Source organism: Streptomyces niveus, assembly GCF_001723055.1.
GTDB lineage: Bacteria > Actinomycetota > Actinomycetes > Streptomycetales > Streptomycetaceae > Streptomyces > Streptomyces niveus.
The window spans coordinates 1-511 of sequence record NZ_MDCR01000380.1; the positions used below are offsets into that span (position 1 = coordinate 1).

General features: G+C 70.5%; 1 protein-coding gene. It reads right to left on the reverse strand.

The window, feature by feature from the left end; all coding sequences use genetic code 11:
* On the reverse strand, positions 1–511 hold a 511-nt coding region (locus BHU15_RS33760; RefSeq protein WP_141726938.1), incomplete at both ends, for an EamA family transporter.

Consider the following 511-nt stretch of genomic DNA (forward strand, 5'->3'; position numbering starts at 1 on the left):
GCTCAGACGCTCGGGGGCGGGCTTCGGTTCGGACCTGCGCGCGGTACGGGAGCCGCCGCTCCTGTGCTGGGTGAGCGCGGCGCCCACGAGCACGACGACCGCGCCGACCGGGGTGTTCCAGTGCAGCGGCTCGTTGAGGACGGCCACACCGGCCGCGGTCGCGATGACCGGGACGAAGTACGTGACCATCTGACCGGTCGTCGGGCCCACCTCGGCGACCAGACCGTACTGGATGAGCAGGGCCAGCCCCGTACCGAGACTCCCGAGCGCCACGACGGCCAGCAGCGGCACCACCGGGAAGGACGTCGGCAGATCGGTGAACAGGGGCGTGACCACGGCCAGTTGCAGAGTCGCCATGAACAACTGGGCCCCGGTGAGCGAGAGATGCGAACTCCTGTTGCCCGCCAGCGTGCGCCGCACATAGATCCAGCCGACGGCGTAGCTCAGCGAGGCCAGCAGAGCCATGGCCGTACCGGTCACGTCCAGTCCGGAGAAGCCCTGCCAGGCGCCG